At 47.2% G+C, this 17,656-nt stretch carries 18 protein-coding genes; 6 read left to right on the top strand and 12 right to left on the bottom strand.

The window, feature by feature from the left end; translation table 11 throughout:
- Positions 1-59: 59 nt before the first annotated feature.
- The 4 genes from BLS69_RS06730 to BLS69_RS06715 form a co-directional block, all read right to left on the bottom strand.
- A complete protein-coding gene (locus tag BLS69_RS06730) occupies positions 60-326 on the bottom strand; it encodes an HPr family phosphocarrier protein (protein ID WP_026081056.1) in 267 nt (88 codons plus the stop codon).
- A gap of 163 nt (positions 327-489) precedes the next feature.
- Complete coding sequence (locus tag BLS69_RS06725; RefSeq protein ID WP_091029650.1) at positions 490-1,557, bottom strand: NAD(P)-dependent alcohol dehydrogenase; 1,068 nt, start codon at positions 1,555-1,557, stop codon at positions 490-492.
- An 81-nt stretch (positions 1,558-1,638) separates the two neighbouring features.
- The gene (locus BLS69_RS06720; RefSeq protein WP_091029648.1) at positions 1,639-3,786 is read right to left on the bottom strand and encodes an alpha-glucuronidase family glycosyl hydrolase; all 2,148 of its coding nucleotides are present in this window, start codon (positions 3,784-3,786) and stop codon (positions 1,639-1,641) included.
- Positions 3,783-5,972, bottom strand: a complete 2,190-nt coding sequence (locus tag BLS69_RS06715) for a glycoside hydrolase family 52 protein (RefSeq protein ID WP_091029646.1) — start codon at positions 5,970-5,972, stop codon at positions 3,783-3,785. Before BLS69_RS06715 ends, BLS69_RS06720 begins: the two co-directional genes overlap by 4 nt.
- A 220-nt stretch (positions 5,973-6,192) precedes the next feature.
- Between BLS69_RS06715 and BLS69_RS06710 the strand changes: the two genes are divergently transcribed.
- Entirely contained in the window at positions 6,193-7,104 is a 912-nt protein-coding gene (locus BLS69_RS06710; RefSeq protein WP_091029642.1) for an AraC family transcriptional regulator, read from the top strand.
- Between the two features lie 31 nt (positions 7,105-7,135).
- Here the strand turns inward: BLS69_RS06710 and BLS69_RS06705 are convergent, their stop codons facing one another.
- Positions 7,136-8,539: an aldehyde dehydrogenase gene (locus BLS69_RS06705; protein ID WP_091029639.1), complete on the bottom strand. Its 1,404-nt coding sequence runs from the start codon at positions 8,537-8,539 to the stop codon at positions 7,136-7,138.
- A gap of 90 nt (positions 8,540-8,629) precedes the next feature.
- The gene (locus tag BLS69_RS06700) at positions 8,630-8,932 is read right to left on the bottom strand and encodes an ArsR/SmtB family transcription factor (protein WP_091029636.1); all 303 of its coding nucleotides are present in this window, start codon (positions 8,930-8,932) and stop codon (positions 8,630-8,632) included.
- Between the two features lie 272 nt (positions 8,933-9,204).
- Here BLS69_RS06700 and BLS69_RS06695 point away from each other — a divergent pair, with 272 nt between their 5' ends.
- The 5 genes from BLS69_RS06695 to BLS69_RS06675 all read left to right on the top strand — a co-directional run bounded on the left by BLS69_RS06695 (position 9,205) and on the right by BLS69_RS06675 (position 13,322).
- Positions 9,205-9,882, top strand: a complete 678-nt coding sequence (locus BLS69_RS06695) for a GntR family transcriptional regulator (RefSeq protein ID WP_091034859.1) — start codon at positions 9,205-9,207, stop codon at positions 9,880-9,882.
- A gap of 40 nt (positions 9,883-9,922) precedes the next feature.
- A complete protein-coding gene (uxuA, locus tag BLS69_RS06690; protein ID WP_091029633.1) occupies positions 9,923-10,990 on the top strand; it encodes a mannonate dehydratase in 1,068 nt (355 codons plus the stop codon).
- Positions 10,987-11,850 (top strand): SDR family oxidoreductase, encoded by an 864-nt coding sequence (locus tag BLS69_RS06685; protein WP_091029632.1) that lies wholly within the window; start codon positions 10,987-10,989, stop codon positions 11,848-11,850. Before uxuA ends, BLS69_RS06685 begins: the two co-directional genes overlap by 4 nt.
- 345 nt (positions 11,851-12,195) lie before the next feature.
- The gene (locus tag BLS69_RS06680; RefSeq protein WP_091029630.1) at positions 12,196-12,924 is read left to right on the top strand and encodes a DUF421 domain-containing protein; all 729 of its coding nucleotides are present in this window, start codon (positions 12,196-12,198) and stop codon (positions 12,922-12,924) included.
- 26 nt (positions 12,925-12,950) lie between these two features.
- Positions 12,951-13,322 (top strand): DUF4363 family protein, encoded by a 372-nt coding sequence (locus BLS69_RS06675; RefSeq protein WP_091029627.1) that lies wholly within the window; start codon positions 12,951-12,953, stop codon positions 13,320-13,322.
- A 115-nt stretch (positions 13,323-13,437) separates the two neighbouring features.
- Here the strand turns inward: BLS69_RS06675 and BLS69_RS06670 are convergent, their stop codons facing one another.
- The 6 genes from BLS69_RS06670 to rpmG form a co-directional block, all read right to left on the bottom strand.
- A complete protein-coding gene (locus tag BLS69_RS06670) occupies positions 13,438-14,139 on the bottom strand; it encodes a M50 family metallopeptidase (RefSeq protein ID WP_091029626.1) in 702 nt (233 codons plus the stop codon).
- Positions 14,140-14,182: 43 nt separating this feature from the next.
- Positions 14,183-14,665, bottom strand: coding sequence for a hypothetical protein (locus BLS69_RS06665; RefSeq protein ID WP_091029623.1), 483 nt, complete (start codon positions 14,663-14,665; stop codon positions 14,183-14,185).
- Between the two features lie 164 nt (positions 14,666-14,829).
- Entirely contained in the window at positions 14,830-15,861 is a 1,032-nt protein-coding gene (locus BLS69_RS06660; RefSeq protein WP_091029620.1) for a metal ABC transporter substrate-binding protein, read from the bottom strand.
- The gene (locus BLS69_RS06655; protein WP_091034857.1) at positions 15,848-16,741 is read right to left on the bottom strand and encodes a metal ABC transporter permease; all 894 of its coding nucleotides are present in this window, start codon (positions 16,739-16,741) and stop codon (positions 15,848-15,850) included. The genes BLS69_RS06660 and BLS69_RS06655 overlap by 14 nt, the downstream gene beginning before the upstream one ends.
- Entirely contained in the window at positions 16,687-17,394 is a 708-nt protein-coding gene (locus tag BLS69_RS06650; protein WP_091029617.1) for a metal ABC transporter ATP-binding protein, read from the bottom strand. Before BLS69_RS06650 ends, BLS69_RS06655 begins: the two co-directional genes overlap by 55 nt.
- A 50-nt stretch (positions 17,395-17,444) precedes the next feature.
- On the bottom strand, positions 17,445-17,594 hold the full coding sequence (rpmG, locus tag BLS69_RS06645; RefSeq protein WP_036613813.1) for a 50S ribosomal protein L33: 150 nt from the start codon (positions 17,592-17,594) through the stop codon (positions 17,445-17,447).
- Positions 17,595-17,656 lie beyond the last annotated feature (62 nt).

The raw sequence follows: 17,656 nt of genomic DNA, 5'->3' as shown, positions 1-17,656 counted from the left end.
AGGATTTGAGGAATAGCTAAAAAAAATATGATATCTGTGATTTTGCACCTAATCAGGTGTTACGCCGTCCCTTTCTCCAGTACATTCAACATGTACTCCAAAGCCTCCAGTTCATCCCTGCCCCTTGTCTGTAATCTGACAACACTACCATATCGAATGGGAAGTAACGCCATTCCAAGCAGGCTTTTGACATCTACACGATGCTCATGCTCAGACTCCATATACGACAAAATAATATCCGAGGAAAAACGCGACGCTTGAGAAGATACCGACATCAGATCATCCCGATGAAAATCAGCGTGTATCATAAATTCATGTACTCTCACAACCTTCAGTTCCTTTCGCTAAGTACTTATTCACCAATATGGTGTGTATCCATTTATATATTAAAATCTTCATGAATTATACCATGTTATGGGAGCTTGACCCATACTTTTCGCAAAAAAAACAAAAAAGAGTCCTGAACCGCAGGACTCTTTCACGTTGCTCTTATCTGCCGTTTGGATATACCATGACCTTCAGACTGCCGCTTTTATTGTGTAATGCGCGCTCCATCGCTTGCTGTGTCTCTTCGAGTGAATAACGATCTGTAATCAGGGACATGACGTCATGCTGACCGGAGCTCAGAAATTCAATTCCTGCCGGATACGTATTGGCATAACGGAATATGCCATAGATATCAACTTCATTGTCCGCAATAAATGGAACATTAAGTGCGATCTCGTCCTGTGCAGGCAGGCCCACAATCGCAAGTTTGCCTCCACGTCGAAGTGAATACAGAGCAGATTGTAGCGCCTTTGGATTCCCCGCTGTTTCCCATGCGGTATCCACACCCACACCACCTGTTAACTCGCGAATCACAGCCAGCGCATCTTCATTACGCACATTAATGGTATGAGTGGCACCCATGCGGCGAGCGGCTTCCAGCCTAACTTCCTCCAGATCGGTTACAATGATCTTCTCTACACCGAAAGATTTGGCAGCAGCCACGGCCATGAGTCCAACGGGCCCCATACCCATAATCGCCAGGGTTGTACCCGGAGCCAGTTTGCTGCGGCGTGCAGCGTGAATACCAACAGAGAATGGCTCGTTCATAGCTGCTTCCTCATAAGACAGATGATCCGGGATCGGGAATACCATATCTTCACGTATCACCATGTATTGTACAAATGCCCCATCCACCGGAGGGGTCGCTAGAAATTGTACATCCGGACACAGGTTATAACGACCTTCCTTGCATGCCGAGCAACGCCCGCAAGTCACCCCAGGCTCAATAGCAACCCGATCCCCTGTTTTCAGACGTGATAAGTTCGAGCCAACAGCAGCAATGATCCCCGCACACTCATGACCCAGAATGATCGGTTTCTCCACCACAAATCTGCCAATACGTCCATGTTCAAAATAATGCACATCCGAGCCACACACCCCAACAGCCATCACCTGGATTAACACCTCATTTGCTGCCGGTTGCGGGACGGGTTGTTCCTCAATAATGATGTGTCCTGGCTCTGTCATGACAGCAGCTTTCATGGTCTCGGGCAGTTGATGTTGTCCCATACGGTTCTCCTCCTCATGTATGTCCATGCTGTCTATTCTACAACAAAGAAAACAAGGTATCTTCTATCTTCATATCACCAATCAATAGATTGTTCGACCTTGTTCATCCGCAATGCCGCTCTTCCGATAGAAGTACGTATTGATCATGTCTCGCCATTCCTTCGCATGTTCGGCCTGATTGTCCTGTAATGAAGCAACTTTACTGAAAATAACCGGGTCGATTTTACCCTCCAGCCCTCTCCATGTCTCGGCTAAGGCCTCTGCCTGCGCAACACCTTCAAAGTGTGTATCATAAATATGCTGAATGACCGTTTTACCCGAATGCAGAACATGGGTGTACGGCACGTGATGGAAAAATAAGATCAGCTCATCCGGACAGGTGTCTACGGACTCATAACGATCAGCATTCTCAGGGTGATACTGTGAAGTGTATCCTGTACCGCTGTTCACGGTTCGATCTACACCAATACCATGACAATCGGCAAAGTGATACGTTCCCCATTTGGAATACTCGTATCCATCTACATTCGGCCCGTAATGATGTTCCGGATTAACCATCCAACCTACACCGAGAGGCGCCGTATAATTCTCATAGATATCTAGTGAAGTCAAAAGCATGCCCGTAACCTGCCGCACAACTTCGTCTTCATGTCCAAATGTGAGTCTCACCCACTCATCGGCAATCTCTTCCGCGGACAGCTCCGGGTTCCACGCAAGTCTTCCGTATCCATATAGATTCGCCTGCGCGAGTGGATGTCCTGTCCAACAGGCATCTGCACCAATATTGGATACTGCGGCGAAGCCACTGTATGGTCGTTTATACAGAGAACCGTCCGCGATTCGCTTGATCTCTGAACCTTCGCCTTTGGCGTATGTGTCAAAGTCCAATACTTCTTTCCACTGGGGAACCAGATAACAGAGATGACGTTGTTGCCCGGTATACTCCTGTGTAATTTGAAATTCAATCACCTGATTGGTATTTTCCATGGCGCCGAACAGCGGGGATACCGCCTCTCTCACCTGAAAGTCCATCGGCCCGTTTTTGATCTGCAAAATGACATTGTCGGCAAAACGTCCATCCAGCGGCGTAAAGTGGTCATATGCTGCACGTGCTCGGTCAGTGGAACGATCCCGCCAGTCCTGCTTGCAGTTATAGACAAAGCAACGCCAGATGACCAATCCACCGAATGGCCGAAGGGCTTCAGCCAACATGTTCGCACCATCGGCATGATCACGGTTATACGTGAATGGTCCCGGACGATTCTCGGAGTCTGCTTTGATCAGGTAACCACCAAAATCCGGAATCGCTGCGTACACCTTGGCCGTTTGAATGTTCCACCATTCCCGTACCTGCGCATCCAGCGGATCAGCCGTACGTAATCCACCAATCTCAATCGGACTCGCGTAGTTGGCGCTCAGGAACAATCGAATGCCATATGCTCTGAATTCAGCGGCAACTTTCGCCACATCATTAAGATAACGTTCCGTCAGAAACAGACTCTCACGGCGGTGTACATTAACGTTGTTGATCGATATAGCATTGATTCCCGTGGAAGCGAGTAAACGTGCGTAATCCCGGATGCGTCCCAAGTCCAGCGTGAATTCCCCGTTATCATAGAAAATGGATTCTCCTGCGTAACCACGCTCAATGCTGCCGTCCACGTTATCCCACTGATTAATCATTCGCAGTGCATTGGTAGGCTGCTCTGTAATGAAGCTCCACTTACTCACAGCGTCATCCGCCTTACTTGCAATTCCTTGATCCATTGTCAGTTCCCGAAGCAGATGGAATGCACCATACAACACACCTTGGGGGGTCTCTGAACCAATGACCAGTACACCCTCGGTCTCGTTCTCACGAATGATGTACCCTTCTCCCTGAACAGTTGAACGCTCTTTCTCACTGAACGAACCAGCCACCGAATTGCTTCCTGTCCAAGTACCGATTCGTATCGCGGGAGCGGAAGCGTTATTGTCCCGCTCACTTTGCTGAGTATCAGACAGATGACTGACCGACGGTTTCACGCCATACAACTTCTCCAGTCCTCGTGAAAGTTCGGTCAGAGCTGTTGTGATTACTCCATGGTTCTCTTCCGCGAGTATCAGCTTGCTCCACGCAGGAGCCGTCTTTTGGGCAAGTCCATTCGCTCTTGGCAATTCGGAGTGATACCCCAGCCACGCATCGTACTGTGGACCTGACAAGGCAGTTTGAACGACGGATTGGTTCATTGTACCGCCTCCTTACTGGCATAGATCTGCGTAAGGCGATTCCCTTTTCCTTCGAGTAACCATAGAATCGACGTTACACCACGCGGATAGTACTTGCTGCCAACCGCCACACCTGACAGGATCTGGTCGCTCCAGCACCAGTAGGATTCCTCCGGATGCAGCAGCCAGTTGACATGCGCCGCGTCTGCTGCCTTGCCTGTCTCATCCCATTCCACATCTAGCAGCTCTCTAGCGATAAACTGGGACAAATAGATTTTGCTTAACCACGAGTTATTACTTGTTGAGGACAGTTTCCAGCCTCCATCTTCGAACAGGCATGTTCCCGGTACAAGAACCGTCTTCAGATGAGTTTGGAGTGCTTTCAGATAAGGTCCAAAACGACCATTCACATCCAGTGCTGCTTCACAGCCTGTAAAGTACGGGAACACCAGACCTTCAATTGCCGGAATGATTCGAGAATCATTATTTTCTGCAATAACAGCTGGAATGTAGCCGCCATCAGTCAACTGTGCAGCAATACTGGCAGCGCAGCGATCCGCTTGAAGACCTGCTTGATGTGACAGATCGGCCAACTTCTCCGTTGCGAACAACTTCTCCAATGCAACATAGACCGCCCAGCATTTGCCCGCCAGATAGATATTGTTGCGAGACTGTCCAAGTGACACATCCAGGCTGTCGTAGGTTGTAATCTCCGCTCCACCTTGAGTACGGCTGCTATCCAGACCCATCAGACCGTTACGCTGCTCAGCGTCGGGATGGTCACGATTAAGCATGCTTTCGAAGCAATCCTGGATAACAGGCAACATGTTTTTCACAAAAGCTTGATCCTGTGTCTGTTCAATGTACACTGTCGCGCAGCAGAGCCAGTTCACCAGTTCTTCGTGACTCATCTGTGAGAAGCAGTCGTCAATGCCAACCAGTTCATATGCCGAGTGTCCAGGGCGTGAGAACACATTGGCAACACCAATATCATGGGTAAAGGTAATTCCCCCCGGATATAACTTTTCTTCCCCCGGGAAACGAACCTGATCCGTATAACTGTATCGTTTCACAAACCACTCCAGCTCATTACGCACCGTCCATGGATTCAAGGCAAGCTCGAAGTACAACTGATCAGCTGTCAGATCAAGTGTGTTCATCATCCGATACTCCCCTTCGTTCACCACCCAGAGTGGCTCACCATCGGCATCCAGCAGTTGAGTACTGGCATAATAGCTGTGAATGGAATGAGCCAGCATGAATGATTGATCTTCGGTCAAAGCAGCCGATCCAAGTCGCTGTTCAACCTCTCCACAGGATGCGGTCAACTCACTGAAGCGTTGTAGTGCATACTCTCCTGCTGCCTGAATATCGGAGAAGTACCGCGTATACCAATACGTTGTGTCCATTCCAGTCGTCACAATGCCCCCACGATAGAAACATACTGCGAATTGATACGTACGTTTCTCTCCAGCCGGCACCTCCATCAGTAGTGCAGCGGTTGAGCCAAGTCCAAATGCCAAATTCTCCCGATGTTTCTCCTGCAAGAGCTTCTCCAACGTAAATCCGCGTGCGGGCCACAGTCCGTCATCTGCTGACATAATTGCTGTAAGTCGACCTTGTCCCACACCTGTGATGGAGCCACCTTCCGGTCCCCCAATCAGACGCATCGCAGAGTATGGATCATTGCCCTGATAGCCAAAGTAGGCTTTGCGTGGTTGTTGACCTTGCGTATTGTCAATCGTCATCTCAACCAATACGGCAGGTACGAGTGCATCCATTAATTCTTCGCGATCCCCATTCGTTGGATCAGGTACTGGACGTACAGGCGAGTAGATACGGAACGTCAGATCTCCAGCAGTCCACGTATCCGTACCTGAGGTGAATTCACGGGTAATATCTTCATCGCGAAAAGCTGTAATAAGAGGTTGTGGAACTTTGGATGCTGTTGTCGACGCTGGGTCCCCATTCTCCAACTTCTCTACATCATAGCGGCTGCTCTCATCCTCGGAAGCTTCATAAAAAGGAAGTGCCTGATAATTGTCTCCATCGCGAGATTGTAATCCAATATATACATTCTGGTCTGCCGGCTTGCCGAGTTCCAGACCCAGCCCGCCCTTGGCTCCTTTGTATCCCAGTGTAAAACTGGCAAAAGCACCAATCGGTGCGTGATGTGCATTATAAAAGATGGATTTGGATGTGCTCACGAATCATAACCCCTCTCAAAATGGTTTGCATGCGTTTTCATAGCCCCATCCTAACACGTGGTTCCACCTCAGACCATGATCAAATCAATCGGATATTTACCCAAATCAAGCTGATAGACTATAATGGATTAAAGCGGTTACACAAAACCATTCCATTTGATATAAGTGCGTGTTCAAAATCGCACTTTTTGAACAACCTCTAAATAAAGGGGGATCTTCCATGTCTTCAACGTATTTGCCTCCTACTTTGGGAGAAAGTGTCCATGAAGTTTTTTATCCAGATGTGCAAACAACGGTTAATCTGTTCGCCATTCATTTACGAAGTGTGGGTATGGACTGGGATTATCCGGCGCATGAGCACCCTCAATATGAATTGAATTATGTCACGGAAGGCGAGCAACGCATGATGGTGAATGGTACCCTATACATTCAAAAGGCTGGCGAACTACTCCTGATTCCTCCGGGAAGCATTCATTCCAGCCAGAGCCATAACGGCAAGGGATTCACGTATTTTTGCATGCATTTTGACATTGATGATCAGTTGTTCCTATCGTTGCTGGCACGCATCAAACAAGTGCGATTCAGTGCGGATAGTCCGGTTACACAGCAGATTGAGCCGGTTTTGCGCAAATTGATGTCATCTGCGGACGATGAAACAGCCAATACGATGGTACAGCGTATGCAGCTGCAATCTGCGGTATTTGAACTATTTGGCCATCTGTGGGAGGCGGTCTCGCAAGAGGCAGCGCAATGGTTTACCGACGGACACGAGAAGATTGAACTCGCCCACCAGATTCGTAATCGATTGCAAGGCCTGATGAGTCAGCAATTCAAACAGGGACACGAATCCAACGCTCACTATGGCATTGATGATATTGCAGCAGAGCTGGGCATCAGTTCTTCTCACTGTAATCGCGTGTTCAAGCAGGTATTCGGTCAGTCTCCCCGTGCTGTATTGTCCCAGTTGGTTTTGCATGAAGCGAAGCTTCTTCTAGGCAATCCGAAGCTGTCTGTTCAAAATATTGCCGTCATGCTTGGTTATAAGGATATTGCCCATTTCAGTCGTCAATTCAAGCGCTGGTCCGGCATGTCACCATCCCGTTACCGACAGGAACAGCCTGCTCTGGAATGAGTTCCAGTAGCAGGCTGTTCATCTTTCTTATTTATTTCAACAAACGCTTAATCAACTTGAGCTTGTTATCATACGGTGGATATAGAATCGGCAGATTCAACTTGGTGCTTTTTTTCAGTACACTTTTGAGATGAGAGAAGGTTTCGAAGCTGTACTGCCCATGATACGAGCCAACGCCAGAATGACCAACACCGCCAAACGGCAGACGTGGATTCGCTACATGCGTGATGGTATCGTTAATGCAGCCGCCTCCAAAAGAAACTTCGCGCAGCACTTTGTCCTGAACCCGGGTGTCGGAAGTAAACAGATACAAGGCGAGTGGTTTCGGCCGCTTTACGATCTCTACAATAGCTTCATCCAGGTTACGATAACTAATGATCGGCAGAATCGGTCCAAAAATCTCATCTTCCATCGTTGCTGCATCCCAGGACTCCGCATCAATCAGTGTAGGTTCAATAAAGCGATCTTCCTCATCCGAAGCTCCCCCATATATCACTTTGGCCTGATCCCGCTCAATCAAAGTCGTCAGCCGTTTAAAATGTCCCTTGTTCACGATTCGCCCATAGTCCTTGTTGTGCTGGATATCCGAACCAAAGAAGGATACGATCGCTGCTTTCATCTCTGTGATTAACTGTTCTTTCACGCGCTCATGCACGAGCAAATAATCGGGTGCGATACAGGTCTGTCCTGTATTGAGCAGTTTGCCCCATATAATTCGCTCAGCAGCTACTTTGATATCCGCCTGTTCATCAACGATGACAGGGCTCTTGCCGCCCAGTTCCAACGTAACGGGAACGAGATTTTTGGCAGCTGCCTCCATCACAATCTTGCCTACCGGTACACTGCCTGTAAAAAAGATATAGTCGAATGGCGCGTTAATCAGCGCTGTTGTTGTATCTTTAGCACCGTCAAGCACTTGTACGTATGCCGGTTCGAATACGCTCGCAATCATTTCACGTACAACAGCGGACACCGCAGGTGTATTCTCTGAGGCTTTGAGCACGGCTGTGTTGCCTGCCGCAATCGCACCTACCAATGGTTCGATTAAGAGTTGAAATGGATAATTGAACGGTCCGATGATGAGAACGGCTCCATAGGGTTCAGGTATAATATAACTTTTGGAACCCAGGAGTGCCATTTGCGTTTTCACTTTAACGGGCTTCACCCATTTATTCACTTTACGAATGGTGTGTGTGATGCTGTCCATCATAAATCCGATCTCGGTTGTGTAGGATTCAAACTCACTTTTGCCCAAATCCTGATAGAGAGCTTCAGTCAGTCTGGTCTCATACTTTTGAATCGCCTGCTTGAGTTGGTTCAGACGGGCAATTCGAGCTTCTGCCGATCGTGTGGCCCCGGAACGAAAGAATTGTCGTTGCTGCTCCAAAATCTGTTCAACTTCCTGACTGGTTACTTCCTGTATAGTCGTTGTCATATATACATACTCCTCTGTATATTATTGATCAAGCGTTTAAACTTACGAACCTATAAGGCACATGCAAAAGCATGTTTTATCACTATTAATCTACAGACACTCTTCTTCCAAAGCAGCTACCAGTTCCTTCAGCAGTTCCACCGATGCATTCAATGAAGCCGAATAATATCGCTGTGTACCCTTCTGTTCCACAGATATGAGCCCCTTCTCTAATAACAGCTTGAGATGATGAGATATGGCTGGCCGGGATAGGCTGGAGTGTTCGGTAATTTCATTCACCGTCATTCTGCCCTTCTCGGTAAGTGTCAGCAAAATAGATTGACGATGGTTGTCACTTAATACTTGAAATAACGGGATACAGGTTTGAAAAACGCTGATCGCTTTTTGTCCCATGATGTTCACCTCTATACTATTTCTTCTTCATTATTCTACGTATATTTTCTCTGTTTGATGTCTGTTGGTTTAAACATTCGAACCTAATAACTGAATTGTACTCTTCAATCACTTGAACTGCAAGTGAACCTTCAACTAAATTTAATATAATGCGGATAAAGCGCTTCCATACTACCATACAAGTATGGTAGTATATCAATGAAGGAGTTGAAGTTGTGGAATATACCCCAAAGTTATCATCCAAAGCCGGTTTGTTGCCTGTTGCGAGCAGTATGTCTTCCATGAATAATAAGCAATCTTACTCAACGCGAGATGTCGTTTACTTCACGCTGAAACAACTCATTTTGAGTCTAAAAATGCCTCCGGGAACATCTATTTCCGAGAAGGAAATTTCGCTTGAGTTCCAGGTCAGCCGGACACCTGTTCGAGAAAGTTTTGTAAGGCTTGCTCAGGAAGGTCTGCTGGAAGTGTATCCACAGCGTGGCACATACGTCTCTCTGATTCAAGTCGATCTCGTTGAGGAAGCACGGTTCATGCGTGAACAGCTCGAACGAGCCGTAATCAGGCTCGCCTGCGAGAACTTTCCGAACGAACATATGGTAGCTCTTGAACAGAACCTTGCGTGGCAACAGGAATGCAGGGTCAAACCGGATGATGAACGAATGTTTCAATTGGATGAGGAATTCCATAGCACTCTTTTTGCAGGCTGCAACAAAAGCAACACCTGGACTGTTATCCAGCAGATGAATGTGCATTTGAATCGAAGTCGCATGTTACGCCTGTCCTCGGACCACCAGTGGGATCACCTAATTGAACAGCACCGGTCTATGGTCAAGGCCATTCAGCAGCATGATGCCGACACAGCAGAGCGACTGATGCAGGAACATTTGCATTTAACTGTCACCGATTTGGCTGTCCTGCAGGATACATATCCTTCCTATTTTCAATGACTGAATTTTTCTTCCTACTATTCATGATGAGGTGAACGTGATGAGAATGGTTTTTCGCTGGTTCGGCGAAGGCAATGATACGGTAACGCTGGATCATATCCGGCAGATTCCGGGTGTTGAAGGTATTGTGTGGGCACTGCACGATGTTCCTGCTGGCGAGGAATGGCCGATGGACAAAATACTCGCTGTCAAAACAGCAGCGGACAAGGCCGGGTTACATCTGGATGTCGTTGAGAGTGTGAACATCCATGAGGATATCAAGTTGGGCCTGCCATCAAGGGATAAATACATTGCAAATTATATTAAGACAATGGAGAAACTGGCTCAGGTGGGTGTGAAGGTCATCTGTTATAACTTTATGCCCATCTTCGACTGGCTTCGCACGGATATGCACAAGGAAATGGAGGATGGCTCAACTGCCCTCTTCTATGAGCACAGTAAACTCGCAGATATAGAACCTCTAGAACTCGTTCGACGCATTACGGAAAACTCCGCACTCACCATGCCAGGTTGGGAACCGGAACGATTGCAGTATTTAACAGGTCTGTTCGAAGCCTACAAGGATGTAACCGAGGATCATATGTGGGAGCACGCACGTTATTTCCTGCAAGAGATTATTCCTACAGCCGAACGGCTGGGGATTCGAATGGCCATCCATCCGGATGACCCGCCATGGCCAATTTTTGGATTACCAAAGATTATTACAAGTCAGGAGAATGTTCGGAAATATTTGAATCTTTATGATAGCCCTTACAACAGCGTGACGTTATGCAGTGGCTCTTTGGGAGCAAATGCTGATAATGACATTATCGGGATGATACACGAGTTCAAGGATCGGATTCCATTTGCCCACATTCGTAATGTAAAAATATACGATAACGGCGACTTTATTGAAACCTCACATCGCAGTCAGGATGGCAGTGTTGATATTGCAGGGGTTGTTGAGGCTTATCACGATATCGGTTATGAAGGTTATGCAAGACCCGACCACGGTCGTCATCTCTGGGGAGAACAGTGCCGACCTGGCTATGGACTCTATGACCGGGCTTTGGGGATCATGTATCTCTGGGGCGTCTGGGATTCCCTGCAAAGGAGGGCAAAAGCATGAGTGAACGTCAATATGAACGCTCATCTCGTCTCGAAGGCAGAACGGCTGTAATCACCGGAGGTGCTGGAGTACTATGCCGCTCCATGGCGGAAGAACTCGCTCGGCACGGTGCAAGTGTAGCCATCCTGAACCGCACCGTGTCCAAGGGGCAGGAAGTTGTAGCTGCGATTGAAGCTGCCGGTGGCAGAGCGATTGCTATTGCCTGTGACGTAACCCAGGCCGATAGTGTACAAGCGGCGGCAGATGCTGTACTGGAACAGCTTGGACCATGCGACATTCTTATTAATGGCGCCGGTGGCAATAACGCCAGTGCCAACACCACCAATGAAATTTTTAGATTGGAAGATCTGGAAAAGAGTGATGTCACTACATTTTTCGATGTAAGTGTAGAGGGATTTCGTCAGGTGATGGATCTGAATTTTGTCGGTTCTCTCATCCCCACTCAGATCTTTGCAAAACATATGATAGAGCGCGATGTTCCCGCTACTGTCATAAACATTTCTTCCATGAGCGCCCCATCTCCCATGACGAAAGTTCCAGCTTACAGCGCTGCGAAGGCAGCCATTAACAACTTCACGCAGTGGCTCGCCGTTCATCTGGCCGAATCCGGTATTCGTGTCAACGCTATTGCACCCGGATTTTTCCTGACCGAGCAAAACCGTAATCTATTACTGCAACCAGATGGCTCACCAACGGAACGTTCCAGTAAAATTATTGCGCATACACCCATGCGCCGCTTTGGCAAACCGGAAGACCTGCTTGGCACATTAATGTGGCTTGCGGATGAAAGACAGTCCGGCTTTGTCACTGGCACAGTCATTCCGGTAGATGGCGGATTTATGGCGTATTCCGGTGTTTAACGATTTCTTACACAGACACTCCGATGAAAGAACAACCTTCCAATCGCTGTTATCCCCAGATTTTATCGATTCACTTCTCCGAAGGAGAAATCCGGGGATAAAGGCGAGCGCTTCGCTTTTTCAGGTTTTTTCTTTCCTCTCCGTTACGTGCAAATGAATCAGTTCAAGTAATATAGAGAATTTATAGAGACCGAAGCTTGGGATACATACCCAGGTTTCGGTTTTTTGCGTTCAAGCATAAGATCCTCCAGTGTAGGAAAAGCTTGATATAATACGTGTTCAAAAGCTAACTTTTTAAACAACCTCTTATAGAGCTATGGTGAAATAAAGGAAGGTGATACATATATGATGGAAGAAACATGGGTTGTTGCCGTACGGTCTATTATTGCCTTTCTGACCCTGATCATCTATACAAGGGTGCTGGGCAAACAGCAGATGGGTAACTTAACGTATTTTGATTACATTAACGGCATCACAATCGGTTCCATTGCGGGTACGTTTGCAACCGATCTCTCGTCCAAGGCCTGGATTCATTTTGTGGCCTTGACCATTTTCACAATCATTACGATCATCTTTCAGTATATTACGCTGAAGAATCGCACCATCTCCAAATTAATGGACTCAGATCCCACATTGATCATCCAGAACGGTAAAATTCTCGAACAGAACCTGAGTAAAATGCGAGTCAAATTTGACGAATTGACCATGATGCTGCGGCAAAAGGATGTATTTGATATTACAACGCTGGATTATGCGATTCTGGAACCAGATGGCAGCCTTTCGGTTGTTTTGAAACCTGAGAATCAACCGGTAACCGCAAAAGACATGCATATGCACCCGCCGAAGAGCAAGCTGATGACCGAGATTATCATTGATGGCCTGCTGATTAAGCAAAATCTTGAGGAAAGACACAAAGATATTAATTGGCTCAGTGAACAGCTGAAAAAGCAAAACATTACGATACAGGATATCGCTTTTGCCGCCATATTACCCAATGACAAATTGTATGTGGACCTGTTCAAGGATAAGATCACCGAAAAAATCGATATGGGCGATTATGAGGGGCCTTTCTAAACTCTTTACATGAAGGAGGCGGTTGAATGAAAACGCGTTTCTGGCTGCTATATGTGCTTCCGATCTTCCTCATTCTTGTATTCGTTGCGATTATGGCTAGCGGAGCCTTTCTCAAAAAGCCCTTTGGCAACGATGATCGCTTGCTTGAATCTATACAAACGTTAGAGAAACAGGTTGAGGGAAAACAATGGACTGAAGCCAAGTCTCAAGTTAATTACGCAATGCAAGCTTGGGATAAGGTCGTTAACCGCATTCAGTTCAGTGTGGAACGTGAAACGATATATGATATTCTGGGCACGCTTGCTCGGATCAAGGGCGGCGTTGCGGCAGAGGATGATAAGGCGATTATGGAAGAGATTTATTACTTTTATGTGTTATGGGATAATCTTGGAGATTAGGTTCAATATCTTTAATATCAGGCTTGAATATCAGATGTACGTCCAAAAGCAAAAGGCACTCTCCTTTCATGAAGAAAGGAAGTGCCTTTTTTTGCTTTGTATACCTTTATAACCATTACGCTCTTCGTAATCCCCGAGACCGTGACGATCGCGAAGTGCTTTCTTTGCGGAAAAAGAGACCGAGTGCTCCCTTGGCACACCACAGCGCAAATAGAGCAAACAGCGTTCCCCAGAACAGTGCGGGAAGGAATGTCTGTTGAGCGAGATTCGCTGCATCCCCTGCCCGTGAAGGCTGAGTCCAGGACATAAATCCAACGTATACCGCACTAACAACCGACTCTTCCAGTGTAAGAAACGCCAGTAACAGATAATAGAACTTCACGATCTTGGCGCCAAAAATCATAATGACCACATTCAGAACGATAAACCCGGTCAGCCATAACATACCGAACTCTCCTCTTACATATAACAGGAGCGACACCAGAGCGACAGCCGTCATAATACCGAGTCCCCACATGTGCAAGCCTTTGCGGTATAAGTAAAACAACAGCCAGGCGAACAGTGATGCACTGATATATCCCGCCAGAGAAACCAGGATCGATCTGCCTGGCGTCAGCATGGAAGAGTAAGTTACACCACTATGATCAGCGTACAATTCAATGCGCAACACTTTACCTGACAATACCAGTGTCATTAGTGCATGACCGAATTCATGGATCATCGTATCCAGGTTACGGAACAAGGACGAAAATGGGATGAATCGTGTAAGAAAGACGGAGCCTAGTAGGAACAGTATCGTTTTGACCCACTTATTCAATCGTGCCATACCTCCTTTACCTTCAAGTAAACATGCCTATCCTTTATACTACGCTTTTTTCACTCGATTCGTTTCGGCTTCCGAACTGTAAGGCGCAATGCTCTATCCACCAGCAGAAGCTTCGATTGTGACCAATGAAAAAAGAAGATAGATCATAGCGGCCCTTTTCGGTCTCTAGCGTAACGAGCAGTCGGTTCCGCATCCGACGGAGCGCATAGTGAACGAATTGATCTGCAACTTCACTTTGTATCAGGGTAACATAAGCATACAGGGAATGATCGACAGGTTCATCAAGCGGACTCACCCCTGCACATGAAAATTCCGTCCTCACGCCCGCACTCTGAAGTATGGACAATGCCTTCACAAGTTCGGCATCGACTTCAACACCGTTCCAAATCTCTGTTTTCTTCGCGGATACCGTATGTTTATCACGTTCCGTCCAGTGCATCAGCTCCAGCTTCCGCCGTCTCCATAGATGGGCAGGCTGTTCACTTAACAGCACTTCATGTTCCTCATTTAAATTCATCTAATGCGTCCTCCTGTTATCCTTGATCCGGTCCCTTATTCAACAAAGAGAGAGCACATCCCTGTGCTCTCTGCTTTGCAAAAAGGCAAAGGAATGGCGATCCATTCCTCAGCATGTTGTATTATTGTACCTTTTTCGGTGAAAGGCATCAAACTGATCTTTTATTATTCGTTCAGCGCCAGTTTCAGTGCCTCCAGATTCTGTCTCATCACGCTAATGTAGTCCATTCTCGCCGCGATCTCTTCCTCGGTGAGTCCCTCAATCGGATTCAATACAGCCGTCTTAGCCCCCACTTCACTTGCGATCGTCTCAGACACTTTGGATGAAACCAGTGTTTCGAAGAAAATTGTCTTCACTTGATGCTCTTTTGCAAAATCAATAACGGATGCCATCTGTGCTGCCGAAGGTTCTTGCTCAGGAGACAATCCTGCGATGGGCACCTGTTGCAATCCGTATTCCTGTGCAAGGTAGCCAAATGCAGCGTGTTGTGTGATGAAATCCTTTCGTTTGCTATCCGTCACAGCCGCCTTGAAGTCTTGATCCAGTGACTCCAGTTGAGCAACATAGGCATCTGCATTTTGCTTGAACTGTTCAGCGTGTTCTGGAGCAGCCTGCGCTAATCCCGCTTCAATATTACGTACTTCTTTGACAGCCAATGCAGGTGACAGCCATACGTGGGGATCGAGTCCACCGTGATCGTGATCATGTCCTGCTTCTGCCTCGGCGTCATGATCGTGGTCGTGTTCTGTTGCCTCTGAATCTTCATGATGGTGATCATGCTCTCCACCTTCAAGCAGGTTGATGCCCTTGCTTGCTTCCACCTGAATGAGTGAAGCGTTGCTTAGACTTCCGGTGACCTGATCCATCCATGATTCCATACCCGCACCGTTGTATACAAGCACATCCGCTTTTTCAATGCTGGCAATATCTTGTGGTGTGGGCTCCCAATCATGGGGCTCCATCCCCGCTGGAACGAGGGTATGCACCTCAGCGAGATCACCTGCCACATTTTTGGTGAACTCATACATCGGGTAGAAGCTGACCTGCACGTTTAATTTTGCCGTTTCCGTCTCGACTGGAACGGAAGTGCCTGTCGAAGCTGTATTTGCATCAGAAGCGGATTTTTGTCCGCAGCCTGCGACGATAAGTGTAAGACTAAACAACAATCCGAGCGTAGCTTTTTTACTGAATTTCATGTGATGTATTCCTCCTAGAATGGTTGACCAGAATGACGTGCTGTGATTTCGTTTCTTTGCGGTGACGCTTGCGGTTATATCGTGCAATCAGCTTTTGTGCTGATATTCCAGTCAATAGGATGACCAACAGGATGAGTGCAATTGTTCCTCCCGGTGGTGTATTTAGATGGTAAGATGTTATGAGTCCGCTAAAAATACCAATTAATCCTGTAATTACAGCGACAATAATCGCTGCTGTAAAACTGCGAGACACTCTTAGTGCCAAGGCAGCAGGCAATACAATGAGAGCAGACACCAGCAACACACCGACGATCGGCATGGCTGAAGCTACAGTCATTCCTGTCAGAATGGCAAATGCAAACGATAAACCTTTTACCTGAACGCCCCCAATGGAAGCTGTCTCTTCATCAAACGTAAAGCTATAGAGCGGTCTTCGGAGCAGGATGAAAAAAAGTAAACCCATGACACATACTCCTGCCATCATCCACAACTGTATATCGCTAACCGCAACAATAGATCCGAATAAGTATGAGCTGAATGTCTTGGACAGATTGGTTTTGAGACTCATCAACACTACAGCAAGAGCCAGCCCCGAAGTCATGATGATTGCCACAGGTACCTCGCTGTAGGTTCGGTAACTTCGACGCAGTTGTTCAACCAGTAATGCACCGATAATTGCAATGGCGAATCCGCAGATCACCGGGTTAAGATTCATGACCGAACCGAGCGCAACCCCTGCAAGTGAGACATGGGATAACGTGTCTGCCATTAGTACCTGCCGCCTGAGCATCAGATAGACCCCGAGAATTGGAGCGATGACTCCAATCAGTCCACCTGCCCAGAAGGCACGTTGCATGAATTCGTACTCAAACACTGCCATTCCTCACTTTCTTGCCGCTCCAGAGTAATCGTTCGGTCCAATCGATCTCCCATCTCTTCCAGTCCATGAGTAACCATAATAATAGTTATCCCATGAGCATCAACATAGTGGCGCATCAGATTGTAAAATCCTTCACGGCTGTGGCGGTCCATCCCCGTTGTTGGCTCATCCAGTACCAGAACCTGCGGTTGCCCAGCCATAGCTCTTGCAATACAGATCCGCTGCTTCTGTCCACCGGACAGCTCACCGACGCGTGTATTCCGATATTCCCACATGCCAACTTCCCGCAGACTGCGTTCAACGATGGCATCCTGCGTTGCTGTGAATCTGCGGAATAATCCCAACCTGGTGTAACACCCGGACCGGACCAGTTCATTCACCGTACTGGGAAATCCACTATTAAACGATGCCACCTGCTGGGGCACATAACCGATATTGGACTTGTTCCCACGTTTCAACTGCGGATTCATATGTATCGTGCCACTCCAGGGCTTCAATAGCCCCAGTAGCAGCTTTAATAGGGTCGTTTTGGCAGAACCGTTGGGACCTGTGATGCCTATGAACTCTCCCACATGGATATCCAGTGACAGTTGATCAATGACCGGCTCTTTGCCATATCCAAATACAACATCACGCATGGAGGATAGTATCATGCCTCTCCCTCTTTTCGTAAATATTACGATTTAAAAATAACAAAAAATTTTTATCTGGTTTCCCGGTGGATCGTCATTTTCTTCAAACGCGGGGAGTACTTCTTCATCTCAAGTCTCTCTGGATGGTTACGTTTGTTCTTGGTTGTTGTATAGTTGCGGTCCCCGCACTCGGTACAGGCTAAGGTTACAATGACTCTCATGGTTGTTGCCTCCTCTTATTTAATCGTAATTATTACTATTTAATGATATTAGCCTATGCTTT

The sequence above is a fragment of the Paenibacillus sp. CF095 genome (assembly GCF_900101225.1).
Lineage (GTDB): Bacteria > Bacillota > Bacilli > Paenibacillales > Paenibacillaceae > Paenibacillus.
Note: the sequence above shows the minus strand (reverse complement) of the source record. Positions and strands in the feature narration are given on the sequence as shown.

Excerpts from the sequence above, each read along its gene's own strand:
- BLS69_RS06665 (WP_091029623.1), bottom strand. The coding sequence starts at position 14,665 with ATGAATTTAAATGAGGAACATGAAGTGCTGTTAAGTGAACAGCCTGCC.
- BLS69_RS06675 (WP_091029627.1), top strand. The coding sequence starts at position 12,951 with ATGAAAACGCGTTTCTGGCTGCTATATGTGCTTCCGATCTTCCTCATT.
- BLS69_RS06725 (WP_091029650.1), bottom strand. The coding sequence starts at position 1,557 with ATGGGACAACATCAACTGCCCGAGACCATGAAAGCTGCTGTCATGACA.
- BLS69_RS06680 (WP_091029630.1), top strand. The coding sequence starts at position 12,196 with ATGATGGAAGAAACATGGGTTGTTGCCGTACGGTCTATTATTGCCTTT.
- BLS69_RS06660 (WP_091029620.1), bottom strand. The coding sequence starts at position 15,861 with ATGAAATTCAGTAAAAAAGCTACGCTCGGATTGTTGTTTAGTCTTACA.
- BLS69_RS06705 (WP_091029639.1), bottom strand. The coding sequence starts at position 8,539 with ATGACAACGACTATACAGGAAGTAACCAGTCAGGAAGTTGAACAGATT.
- BLS69_RS06655 (WP_091034857.1), bottom strand. The coding sequence starts at position 16,741 with ATGGCAGTGTTTGAGTACGAATTCATGCAACGTGCCTTCTGGGCAGGT.
- BLS69_RS06650 (WP_091029617.1), bottom strand. The coding sequence starts at position 17,394 with ATGATACTATCCTCCATGCGTGATGTTGTATTTGGATATGGCAAAGAG.
- rpmG (WP_036613813.1), bottom strand. The coding sequence starts at position 17,594 with ATGAGAGTCATTGTAACCTTAGCCTGTACCGAGTGCGGGGACCGCAAC.
- BLS69_RS06710 (WP_091029642.1), top strand. The coding sequence starts at position 6,193 with ATGTCTTCAACGTATTTGCCTCCTACTTTGGGAGAAAGTGTCCATGAA.
- BLS69_RS06720 (WP_091029648.1), bottom strand. The coding sequence starts at position 3,786 with ATGAACCAATCCGTCGTTCAAACTGCCTTGTCAGGTCCACAGTACGAT.
- uxuA (WP_091029633.1), top strand. The coding sequence starts at position 9,923 with ATGAGAATGGTTTTTCGCTGGTTCGGCGAAGGCAATGATACGGTAACG.
- BLS69_RS06700 (WP_091029636.1), bottom strand. The coding sequence starts at position 8,932 with ATGGGACAAAAAGCGATCAGCGTTTTTCAAACCTGTATCCCGTTATTT.
- BLS69_RS06695 (WP_091034859.1), top strand. The coding sequence starts at position 9,205 with ATGTCTTCCATGAATAATAAGCAATCTTACTCAACGCGAGATGTCGTT.
- BLS69_RS06685 (WP_091029632.1), top strand. The coding sequence starts at position 10,987 with ATGAGTGAACGTCAATATGAACGCTCATCTCGTCTCGAAGGCAGAACG.